At 41.2% G+C, this 11,116-nt stretch carries 14 protein-coding genes; 4 read left to right on the top strand and 10 right to left on the bottom strand.

Annotation, left to right across the window (positions count from 1 at the left end; genetic code table 11):
- Nucleotides 1-28: 28 nt before the first annotated feature.
- From ICN36_RS09530 to ICN36_RS09495, 8 genes are all read right to left on the bottom strand, one after another.
- Nucleotides 29-676: a response regulator transcription factor gene (locus tag ICN36_RS09530; protein ID WP_071466619.1), complete on the bottom strand. Its 648-nt coding sequence runs from the start codon at nucleotides 674-676 to the stop codon at nucleotides 29-31.
- A 134-nt stretch (nucleotides 677-810) separates the two neighbouring features.
- Nucleotides 811-2,277, bottom strand: coding sequence for a sensor histidine kinase (locus ICN36_RS09525; protein WP_216228124.1), 1,467 nt, complete (start codon nucleotides 2,275-2,277; stop codon nucleotides 811-813).
- A 444-nt stretch (nucleotides 2,278-2,721) separates the two neighbouring features.
- Nucleotides 2,722-3,102, bottom strand: coding sequence for a HEPN domain-containing protein (locus ICN36_RS09520; protein ID WP_215303265.1), 381 nt, complete (start codon nucleotides 3,100-3,102; stop codon nucleotides 2,722-2,724).
- Entirely contained in the window at nucleotides 3,099-3,431 is a 333-nt protein-coding gene (locus ICN36_RS09515) for a nucleotidyltransferase domain-containing protein (RefSeq protein WP_255531288.1), read from the bottom strand. The genes ICN36_RS09520 and ICN36_RS09515 overlap by 4 nt, the downstream gene beginning before the upstream one ends.
- A 479-nt stretch (nucleotides 3,432-3,910) precedes the next feature.
- A complete protein-coding gene (locus ICN36_RS12085) occupies nucleotides 3,911-4,255 on the bottom strand; it encodes a hypothetical protein (RefSeq protein ID WP_255531287.1) in 345 nt (114 codons plus the stop codon).
- Between the two features lie 86 nt (nucleotides 4,256-4,341).
- Entirely contained in the window at nucleotides 4,342-4,692 is a 351-nt protein-coding gene (locus tag ICN36_RS09505; RefSeq protein WP_215317028.1) for a DUF5615 family PIN-like protein, read from the bottom strand.
- Entirely contained in the window at nucleotides 4,689-4,913 is a 225-nt protein-coding gene (locus tag ICN36_RS09500) for a DUF433 domain-containing protein (protein WP_216228123.1), read from the bottom strand. Before ICN36_RS09500 ends, ICN36_RS09505 begins: the two co-directional genes overlap by 4 nt.
- Before the next feature lie 117 nt (nucleotides 4,914-5,030).
- Nucleotides 5,031-5,477, bottom strand: a complete 447-nt coding sequence (locus ICN36_RS09495; RefSeq protein WP_216228122.1) for a DUF6641 family protein — start codon at nucleotides 5,475-5,477, stop codon at nucleotides 5,031-5,033.
- Between the two features lie 370 nt (nucleotides 5,478-5,847).
- On the opposite strand from ICN36_RS09495, the gene ICN36_RS12080 reads away from it, so the two are divergent.
- Together ICN36_RS12080 and ICN36_RS09485 are read left to right on the top strand one after the other, a co-directional pair.
- On the top strand, nucleotides 5,848-6,297 hold the full coding sequence (locus tag ICN36_RS12080; protein WP_255531286.1) for a hypothetical protein: 450 nt from the start codon (nucleotides 5,848-5,850) through the stop codon (nucleotides 6,295-6,297).
- Between the two features lie 364 nt (nucleotides 6,298-6,661).
- The gene (locus ICN36_RS09485; protein WP_216228121.1) at nucleotides 6,662-7,228 is read left to right on the top strand and encodes a site-specific integrase; all 567 of its coding nucleotides are present in this window, start codon (nucleotides 6,662-6,664) and stop codon (nucleotides 7,226-7,228) included.
- Nucleotides 7,229-7,251: 23 nt separating this feature from the next.
- Here the strand turns inward: ICN36_RS09485 and ICN36_RS09480 are convergent, their stop codons facing one another.
- On the bottom strand, nucleotides 7,252-8,067 hold the full coding sequence (locus tag ICN36_RS09480) for a hypothetical protein (protein ID WP_216121078.1): 816 nt from the start codon (nucleotides 8,065-8,067) through the stop codon (nucleotides 7,252-7,254).
- A 137-nt stretch (nucleotides 8,068-8,204) separates the two neighbouring features.
- Between ICN36_RS09480 and ICN36_RS09475 the strand changes: the two genes are divergently transcribed.
- The gene (locus tag ICN36_RS09475; RefSeq protein WP_216228120.1) at nucleotides 8,205-9,029 is read left to right on the top strand and encodes a hypothetical protein; all 825 of its coding nucleotides are present in this window, start codon (nucleotides 8,205-8,207) and stop codon (nucleotides 9,027-9,029) included.
- 82 nt (nucleotides 9,030-9,111) lie between these two features.
- Nucleotides 9,112-9,861: an AAA family ATPase gene (locus tag ICN36_RS09470; protein WP_216228119.1), complete on the top strand. Its 750-nt coding sequence runs from the start codon at nucleotides 9,112-9,114 to the stop codon at nucleotides 9,859-9,861.
- Between the two features lie 29 nt (nucleotides 9,862-9,890).
- Here the strand turns inward: ICN36_RS09470 and ICN36_RS09465 are convergent, their stop codons facing one another.
- The gene (locus ICN36_RS09465; protein ID WP_216228118.1) at nucleotides 9,891-11,111 is read right to left on the bottom strand and encodes an integrase; all 1,221 of its coding nucleotides are present in this window, start codon (nucleotides 11,109-11,111) and stop codon (nucleotides 9,891-9,893) included.
- Nucleotides 11,112-11,116: the final 5 nt, after the last annotated feature.

Raw genomic sequence — 11,116 nt, 5'->3', positions numbered from 1 at the left:
CTAGCAATACTCTCGATCGTGAGTATTGCTATATATTTAACGGAGATTCTTTAAGACGTAGTAGCTCGGCAAGGGACTTAATACCCAGTTTTTGCATGACTTTGGCTTTGTAGTTTTTTGCCGTATATAAAGTCAAGCCGGTTGCTTGAACTATCTCTTGATTATTAAAGCCTTTTTCCAAGAGCTTGAATACTTCAAGCTCACTTTTTGTCAAAGTTTTTAAAAGAAGCGCAACCTTCTCGTTTCTATTCAAGGCTTGCAACCTCTCTATATCCTGAGCAATTCCCTTAACAACTGCTTTTATCAACTCTTCGCGGCTAAATGGCTTTACCAAAAATTCAAGTGCGCCCTGCTTCATGGCCATAAGTCCTTGATCTAAGGAGCTCTGACCGCTAACAAATATGATTGGGATATTTTGACCTCTTGCCAAAAGTTCAGCCTGCAACTCAATTCCACTCATGCTTAGCATTCTCATGTCCGTAACGACAACTGCCGGAGCCTCAAGGAAATCAATGGCTAAAAACTGTCTTGGGTCTCTAAAAGCATGAACGACGTAACCCAGAAGCTCTAAAGTCACCTGAATGGTGTGACGCATGCCATCATCATCTTCGATAACGAAGACATGCTCCGCCTTAGAACTCTGAGCCTGGCTATTTAAAGCTGTATTTGTGGGCATATTATGTAAAAAGATAATGGGCAGTTAATTTTGCCAAAAGGTGAATTCCATAGAAACTCACGATCGTGAGTTTTAATATAACGGTATTGCCTTATTTTGCAGGGGTACGCTGATATGGCAATCCGCCCTCCTAATCACCCATTAGAAATCATCGGTAAAGCGATATCAAATTGAGCTCCACCATACTGTGATCTTTTGTATGAAATTGTTCCGCCGTGACGCTCAATAATAAATTTAACAAGCCAAAGCCCTAAGCCCATCCCCTCCTTTTTATTGGATGTTTTAATCAATTCAAACATCTCACTAACTTGTGTCTCGGGAACTCCTGGTCCGTTATCTGCAATTGATAATTGTAGGTATTGATCATTTTGAGTCGTTTGAATAACCAATTGAGGCGCTAATGTTTTGCTGCTCTCAAATGCATCAATAGAGTTATTCATCAAATTAACAATAACTTGATGTAATTCAAGACTATTACCATTAATTGGGATTGAGGCAGCTAGTGAATACTGTATTTGTATGCGATCCTCTAAAAACTTCGTTTTATACAACACGCCAACAGAACGCAACAGGTCATCTAGTAGGATCTGTTTTTTTTCAATTCCGCCATCAACAAATATTGAACGTAGAGTTTTTATTAGGTCGGTGGCTCGTTGATTTTCATTTTCAATATCCTGCATGACTTGCTCCGCCATCGGGGAAGTAGCGCTTTTATCAAATAAAGTTTTAAGCAACTGTATTCCCAGCTTTATAGCGCCTAATGGTTGATTGAGTTCATGCGCCAGTGATGCAGACAATGCCCCAGTTATCGCAGTTTTATTGGCTCTTGATAGGGAATTGATTAACTGATCTCGCTCTGAAAGCAACTGAAGAATACGGCTATTTTCACTACCAACCTGAATCTTGCTATGAATCGCTCTTTCAGCCCAGTAACCCAACATAGCAAGGTATGAAAGCACGTTAAAAAACATACTTACTGTTGCTATAACAATATAGGCGAATGGTATTTCATCAAAATTCATGACCGTTGGAGCATCGTTCAAAAAAATTACCCTCCAACTCACAACCGCTAGCCTAATACATGCCAAAATTAATTCTATTGAAGTGAAAATAAGCAATAATCTTAGTTGTGTTGATTTTTCTTTATTTTGACACTTCACTAATAATAAAATTTGTAACGTCTGAAAAGCTGGTATTAGAAAAGCTACTTCAAAAGCTGCTAAAGAAATATAGCCAAGCTGGTGTATTACTAGAAATTGAGCCCCAAATAAAATTAAACTCACTGAAACAATCGCTACTTTTTTTCTTGGAAAAGTAGTAAGTAGCGAATAGCAAAATAAGGTTTGAAAAACTACCGAAGTAATGTGAAATATATTGGAAAAGTCAAAAGCTTTAAGTCCAAAGTTAAAACTTGAGGTGGAGTATTGAGTCGCATATCCTGATATTAAGTATTGCGCGATAGCAAATAAGGCTGATACAGCCCAAAACTTAATCAGATTCGGGATCGGCTTCTCAGCAACAAGAAACGAATACGAGCAAATGACTGAACCCAATAAGATGAGCCCAAAAAGATAAAAATCGGCAGACAGTATGTTTTGCATTGAACTAATATAGTAATTGAGCTTCCATTAGATTTTCGATGTCAGCCGGGGGATTTGTGAGCAACTTAGTGTCTTTCAGTAATTTTTCAAAAAAATTACCTAGCTTGAAGTCTCGGAGTCTTAGAAACGTCCGAATCTTGCCATTCTCTGCCACCACCAATCACCCAAATTCAACGTCAGCAAGCCACCCCATAAGAGCCACCCTGACCGTTGCGCCGAGAGACACTGCATAGTCGGGTCAAACCGACACTAGATCACCAGGGTCAAAATTTTGTCTAAGTTGCCCATAGTTGGCCAGACCCCTAACGCTAGACCAAGGTAAGTCTCTACGCCGGCCAAGCTCATCCATGATTAGCCACAATCGAGCCAATAGATAAGCCTGAAACTTCATTAAATTAGGAGGATTTGGCCTGCCCAGCACGATTCGAACGTGCGACCTACGCCTTAGCTAAATTTGGCGCACAAGGCTTCAACAAATTTATCGGCCTGATTAACTGCCCAAGTGGCATCTTCTTCTGAAATGCAGTCGCCCTTATAGTCCGCCATCAATCGAAGATCCTCAACCTTGTTTAGGGACTTGCCAAGCTCTACGGAAACTTGACCAGATTTAACAAGCTCAAGACTAAATTTTGAGATTAGGCCGCTATGGGTTTTCGTATTGACTGCTGACTCGCCGACACCAGATGCCAAAAGAGCTGCCCTCGCAGCATCAAACATCGCGTAATAAGCACGGTTACAAGCACCATCAACATCCCCAGCATTTAACAAAATTCGAGCTGAAGTTGCTGCGGTTTGAGCTTTAGTAAAAAGTTCTTTCGCCCTCAAAGAACAATACCTTCATTTTGAATATTCCTTAAAAGACTGGGATTGGAGTAATTTTCTGGGTGATCCCACTCCTCTTGCCAAATAGGTAGAGGCTGAATGCGAATGCCGGAGTCCAATAGAACATCATAGGCCAGATCATCCATCGCTAACTTAGTATCCATAAAGCGGCCCGGTTTGCCTCGCAATAAAATAGCAATATCAGCATCACTCTCACTTTGGTGCGTATTGCGAGCACGACTGCCAAACAAAAAAACTTTGCTGACATCGTAATGATGAGCAATTTTTTCCATAAATGCGTGAGCTGCATTTTGGGTGGCTATATCAATCATGGCTACATTCATAATGTTCAATTATGCTAAGAAATAGGTATCTGAGCAACAGATACATAGTAAACAGGGGTATGAACTGAGCTTTTTGGCCTGCCCAGCACGATTCGAACGTGCGACCTACGCCTTAGAAGCTTTAAAAATGAGCTAAAACAATAGCAGAAACAATGACTTAAGCCTTGCTAGATCAGGTGTGGCATACACACCGAGATCTGTGGAATCGTGTGGAACTGACCGTGTGGTGTGTGGCATCTACAGATGCAGGGTCGGTTAAACCGACACTAAATCGGGCGACCCTACAGCAAGACTTGGCAAACCATTTTTACTATGCCTCTCGTCCCCACGAACAGGGAAATTTATAATGCACAAAGATCGGCAAAACCACTGCATTTTGGCGTGATTATGCACATTAGCTATTTTAATTGGGCTTAGCGTAAATCAGGCAGGGGATGAAATCTCGAGCGGCGCAAAAAACTACGCGGCTAGATATTTGCACGAGCAGCTGAAATCTGCTGTTGGGCTCGTTTAATCTTTTGTCGATTACGCTCTGCCTTTAATGCCTTACTAGCAGCGTCTTTCTGATTTTGTAAGCTAGCCACCCTAGCCTGCTCGGGTGTTTGCGGCGGCTTAGCTTTAATTGAAGAAATAACCTCATCAATCATTTGATACCCCCTGCTTTCACGGGTAACAATGGATGGGGTGCTAGCTAGACTATCCATCCCAAATTGGTATTGCAAGATTAATCTAGCGTGAATTGGATTTGTGGCAAAAACAGCGGTATTTACTAGCTGACCCTTGATCCTGACATAGGCTTGATATTTGTTCATACAAGTATTTAGCAGTCTTAATTTGACTGACTAAAACTAAAGGCGCCTAATGCGCCTTTAGAGCGGAATGGGTGTCAGTAATTGAGCTATTCATGCGTTATTAAACCATCACTAGTTATCTCTATAAAACGATGATCTTCAAATGCTTTCGCAACAGCGGACAAGTTCGCTTGTAACAGATTCTCTAAATTGCGATTGGATATATTGCCAGTAGAAATTAACAGTAAAGCAGGTTCGCCGTTTAACAAAAAAGCCTGTACAAAGTCATCGTCTTTGGTGACTACAACTCGAGCTTCTTTAATAGCGCAAGCAATGACATCTTTATCTGGAGTTGCATTTTTGAGAGGTAGATCAGAGGTATGAATAGCATCATGTCCTTGCGCCTCCAACCAACCGACAAATCGCTTTGGCAGTTGGGCGTCTACTAAAAACTTCATGCCACCAAACGCTCAAATCGTTTAACATGACTTAATCTTGCAGCAAAGGCAAGAGACGCCAAAATATCTTCTTTCTTAAGGTCTGGATAGTCAGCCAAAATCTCTTCGGTACTCATGCCGCTAGCCAACCACTCTAAAACATTTTCTACGGGGTAGCGCAAGCCGCGAATACAGGGCTTGCCATGACAAATAGCCGGATCAACAGTGATTAAATTACCCATTTGAATCTCCTTTCGCATCATAATTTGGCTTGTTAAAACATGGGTAGATTTTATACTGCTAGACCAAAAATTAGCATCTTTTCTTTAGAGCAATAGTAGTATTGCTCTAAAGACCCCCTATAGCTGCCTCTTAAAGCCACTACCCAGACTAGAGCTCGCTAACTCAATCTGCAAATCTAAGTCCCCTGCTTCTACAGCAACCTTAACTGTTTCTAGTGCCTTAATTAAGTCCTCAGCACTATCTATTTGAATACTGGGCTTGCCTTTGGCCAATTCAATTGTGCAAGCTCCATATCTAATGGAAACGCAGACCTTCCCTTCTTCAGTCTGAAACCACCACGGCTTAATGCGCTTTGGGACTTCTACATGCTTACGAATCCCCGACTCTTTATCTTTAATGGTGCGAAACTTCATTAGTACAAAAGGCGTTCCTGACATCTGCCCTTTGGCCAATTGGATTTGCTCCCATAATCGGCTCGAAAGCTTGTTCCTGCGAATCACAATCGCTGGTTGATGAACCGGCTTCTTGAGAGCCACTAGTTTTAATGCGTTCAATGCGCTCATATTCCCTCCTATAAATGAAAGAGCCATTTCAATTTATTTTCGGAATACGGAATTGGACAACCTCTTTTTTATTTTGGCTAATTTTGAGCCAGAAATTAATGGGTTTTCTTAACAAGAGCTAAATACTTTTGCGAGTTGCTGTGTTTCAAAGTGCGGTCGCAAATAGATAAAGAAGTTACTGGTAGTGAGTTACTAGTCACTCGAGTGGCAAATGAGTAACTCTGACTAGCAACACGACTTAGTGACTATCTCTTTGAGATCTGCAACTGAACTCAAAGCAACATCTTTTTGGATCTACTCCTCTAGCAACCAAGCTACGAAAGCAACAGCTCGCAACGAGAACTCAATCAATTTGAAAAAGGAGAACGATATGAGAGAAATTGCGGTTAGAGGATTTATGAATGAAAAATTTAATACCACCTTCGGTAAAGGCTTATTTAGAAGGGCTATGTTTAATGGCTCAGTAGAGCTAGGCAGTCCAAATCAAAAATACTTAGTGGATTACTTTATATACAGCAATTGGGAAAATACTGCCAAAACAGATGAGCAGATGGCAACTGTTCGAAAACTCAGCGAGGCTGGTATTGCAGGTCAAGCTGGAGTTTTAATGTCTTGGATCCAACATTACGATCCACTCACTAAGACAAAGCAAGGTGTTGGTGGATTTAGCATCTACTCCCCAGAAACCAAGGAGCTGCATGTAGAGATTGAAGATCTAGCAAACAACACCAAGGATTCCTGGACGCTAGATGTACATCTTTGTAAAAGTACTGGCGTTAATAAGCCGGTGTTTATAGCAACCAATGTGGATTTGAACTAATTGACGCTTTAAATTTATACAAAATTCACCTCAAAAAAGCCCTATACGCAAAGATCTAACAGCTTCGCAATACTGAGTAGCTGGCATTAATAAAAACAGCGTATAGCGCGAATTTGAGGTGTTACTCGAGGATCGCTGGTTTAAGTCCGTTTAGCTGTTGTCTAAATCCCACGAAAAGAAGCGATCTTTTATAAATACTACATAAAGAACAGGTTAAGAAAATTGTACTTTTCTTAACCTGCCTTGTAAGTCATTGATTCTTGGAAGATATTTTTTGATGGCCAAATAAACAAATTTCGGTCGACCTTTTAAGACTTAGAAAACATACTAAATACAGACTTTTTATTTATCTAAGGAGAATTAAATGGCACAAGCAAAAACACTATCTCAAACAGAACTAGATCTAGTTCTTAATTACGTCAGCAGCAAAAAATATGCCTTGCGCGATAGAGCGTTAATACTTACAAGCTTTCTTGGTGGACTTCGCGTTGCCGAAATTGCCAGCTTGAAAATGGGCGATGTATTAAATCTCGATGGGACTATTAAAAATGAAATCCGCCTATCGGCCTCACAAACCAAGGGTAAGCACCCTAGGACTGTATTTGTCTCACAGCGTTTACAGACTGAATTGGCCAACTACTTAACAACAAGATACATAAAAGAAGCTGACATCCCCCTCTTTCATACAGATCATCGTTTGGGATTTAGTGCTAATGGCTTATGTGTGTGGTTCTATCAGCTTTATAAGAATGTTGGCATTAGCGGTGGCAGCAGCCATTCAGGAAGAAAATTCTTTATTACTACCCTCGCTAATAAAGGGATTGGTGTTCGAATCTTAGCCAGCCTTGCAGGTCATAGATCGATTGCAGTGACTCAGAGATATATCGATGTCAATGATGAGCAAAAGAGGAATGCTGTCGAGCTAATTTAAATGACAGTCGGGTAAAACCGACTCTAACAGGCATGCCTAGTCAATTGCGATACTCGATCTTTTGCGCAGTCAAACTCGTGATTACCTAATGAAAATAATCGGCTAGCAAAATTTTCATCTTCAAAATTAAAGCGGGTTTGAAAGCTTTTACCTAATTCTTGTTGTGGGAATATACCAAGTGCAGCCTGCTCTGAGATATTTAAAGCGCTTTCCTTGTGCCTCATGACCATTAAGGTCATATGGCGCCGCATATGATCATCCCCACTTTTGTGCCTTGCTGCCAATGGGTCTAACCTCCCGATAAAGCGATCTACTAGCATTGCCATTGCCCCAGCCCTCCAGAGCTCAGTATCGGGATTTAAAGCCATGGTGTAGATTAGGAGTAAATCTTTCCACATATTCTTTAATTTAGCGCCTTTAAGTACTTGACTATGAATTTGCTTGATTTGAGTATTTGGCCAAATTTGCGATAAAGCATTAACCAGTTGGGATATTGATGGGGGGTCTTGATCGCTACAAAGCTTTAGCAATACGTCGTCATCACAAACAAAAAACCTGTCTTTGCCTTTAATAATTTCAATTACTGGAGGAGACGAATCCATCAGCTGCTTCTTATGACCTTCAAACCAAGTCGTAAATGGACAATCTAAGACACAACCGTACTTGGAGTAACAATCTAATATCTTACGATTATCAAGACTCATTTTCTTAGTTAATCGTTTTGGTCTCACATACTTGCTAGCGGCGGTATAGCTAGGACTTATACGTAAAAAGTTAAAGAAAAGCCTCGCCATCTCCTGATGACAGTCTTGCTGCTCCGCACAAAGTTTTCCGCCCATGCGGATATCTCCAGCCTAAATTTACCTACTTTTTTTAATTCTAAATTTTGTATGTATTCACTACAGGGATGCTGAAGTGAAATCAGATTGTGAATGGAATTCACCATCACATTTTTAACAATTTCAGGAGAAAATCCATGAGTGAAACTACTGTAGTCGAATCAGGCGTTAGCGCCCCTAACGCTGAAAAAACGAATGCCAACCCTTTTGCAGTGGGAATTGGCAATTTATTAACAGGCAGCAATCCAGAAAAAGCCATTGGCGACTCTATTGATCGCCTAGTTGAATATCGCAAAAACTGGGAAAGTAATGAGCTTTCTAGTGCAAATGATGTCTTGTATGGAATATTGCAGCATTGTTACGCCTTAAACAACACAATGCAAGGCTCAGACAGTATTGCCAAAAGCCTTAAAAAAGGTCTAGCGAACTACATCAAGACCCATGAATACAAGTTCAGCGACAGCTCGCCACTAATCACTAAGATCGTGAAATGTGTATTTGGTGTTGATCGTCGTAGGGTTAATGCCTATAGCACAGCTATGAAGGCAGCAATGGCTGAGAGAGTGAGCGTACTTGATCTACCAAAATATTTCCGTGAAAAAGGTGGCGTTGAGGAAGTTAGACGCTCTGCTACTAGCAAAGGCAAATCGATTGCTCAGAAGGTGGAATTAGGGCGTACCGTACTCGATGGCGAAATACTAGCGAAGGTACAAAGTGATTCTCTTAATGCGTCATTCTCAAATGAGCAGCTAGAGGAAGGCGTTGTATTGCTAGCAACACGAGAAGATGACGGCAGTTTTGCAATCCGCAGAGTCATCCAAAGTGGAACAGCAGTTAAATCAGCGTTAGCAGCTTGCTCCAGTGTTGGCGCTGAAAAAGAAAAAGCACAGAAACTATCTGATGAGGCTAAAGCAATTGAAGATGAGCGTTTAGCAGCCCAAGCAAAACTCAAAGCCGCTTGAACTTGTTGTTTGCTATCTGATTGCTGGTATTTACTCCCTAAGATAAATCCAGCAATCATTTCATTATTTTAAGGAGATTGCGATGCATAACCCTAGACCACCCTCTATTGTCATACAAGCACCCGGATGTTTAGATGATTTTGCTTTACAACCTAATAGTCGATTTAAGCTTGAATCCATACTTGATTTAAGTCTGCCTATTCCAGCTAACGGTATTTGTGGGATTGTTCTATATGGTTTATACGGAACTGGTAAAACTACTCTGGCCAACTTATTGCCAGGCTTAATTGAAACGGCCAAAGTCAATCCTGCTTGTGCAGCAATGAATGCTGGATCTATCGTTGATACAGAAGATCCTAATTCAGATTATTTTGCCTGCGCACAAGGTCAGAATGGCGCTCAATTAACTCAATCGATTCAAAATAGAACCACTTATATGTCATTTAATAGTAGTGGTCTGCATTACATCATCATGGATGAGGTTGATGTCTTAACCCCAGCAGCGCAAGCAGGCTTCAAATCAATCATGAATCGTAAAGACGTCATATTCATCATGACTAGCAATAACTTAGATCAAATTGATAAAGGCATTCAGAATCGATCAATTTTGATTGATATGAATGTTCCACCAATTAATGATTGGCGACCAATTTTGCGTCGTGTTTATGAAAATGCAGGTCTACTAGCACCGCCTGATGATGTATTAGATCAAGTGGTTCAGGCTGGTAGAGGATCAGCTCGAAGCATTTTTTCAGATATCGTGATGAGCGTTAACCAAGAGGTGAGAGAAAAGCATGAGACTCACTTAATTACCCTTAAAGCATGCAGTTAAGTGATATGTAGCGTCGGGTAAAACCGACACTACATGATTGCCCCTGCCAATCTTTCCGCACTCATCATTGGTGTTAATTTTGAATAATGACGTTCAATCATCCCTACGCTAGTACCCATTTGTTTTGCCAATGTGTGAATATCAATACCATCTGCCAATCTAAATGTAGCGTAGGTATGTCGCAGGCTATACAAGGTTCTATTCTTACCAGTAGCATCCTTTAATAAATTAGATTCGATCATGAGCCGCTCAAAGACATCATCTAGACTATGCGGGGCATCCCCTTCTGGAAATACAAATACTTTCTTATCCAATTTGGCCTCAATCACAGCCTCTAGGTTCTTATAAGGTAGCTTTTGCCAAGCAATTAACAGCTCTAAAGCCTCAATCACAAAATGCCTTGCTATTAGGTATCTAGGGCCCGTTTTGCCTGATACCCAGACTCTTAGATATCGCTGCTCCCCAATCCAATGCCACTGTAGAGCCTTCCAACGAATTGGCATGCTCTCCGTTCCTTGTCTAATGCCTGTTCCTAACAAGAACTCTACATAGATACGACAAAGCCTTCTCATGTGATTACTGCGTTGATTGCGACCAAAACGCTCCCAGTCCTGCATGTATTCCAGTAAGTAATTGACTTCTTGCTGATTAAAAGCAGGCCTAATTTCTGCCCTATCGGCAGCGACCTCTAATAATGGAATGGTTCGATTTCGATGGATTAAGCCTTGATTCCTGGCTCGCTCAATTACCCGCTTATAAAGCCCAGCATGGCGCCTTTGGGTATAGGTCTTGGGATTCTTACCCATCCTGGATATGCGCCAAGCTACATAGTCATCCACAAGCTCTTGGGTGATGTCATTGATCTGGTAGCTACCAAAAAATGGGATCAAGTACTTGGTGTAGATGTGAATATAGTCAACATGGGTACGTTTATTGGGATTGGCCTGGACTACTCGGGCAGCCATAGCCAGCTCTTGCGTGGCTAATTGCCGAAAGGTACGAGTCTTAATGGCTAGATCACTGGCTAGCTTGACCTTGACTGTTTCATAGATGGCAATGGCTTGGGTTGTGGCTTCGGCCACTTGATCGGATCCAGTACTGGCCGAATGCCAAGCACCAGTAGATAACTTAAAACGGCATTGCCATTGGTGACTCGTGGGTCTTTTATAGAGGGTGATGGCACCATCAAGGAGTTTGATGGGCTCTTCACCAGTGATAGCAGTGGAAAATAATAGCGATAAATTATTCATAACAA

It is taken from the genome of Polynucleobacter sp. UK-Gri1-W3, from assembly GCF_018881595.1.
GTDB lineage: Bacteria > Pseudomonadota > Gammaproteobacteria > Burkholderiales > Burkholderiaceae > Polynucleobacter.
This window is presented reverse-complemented; position numbering and strand designations above follow the sequence as displayed.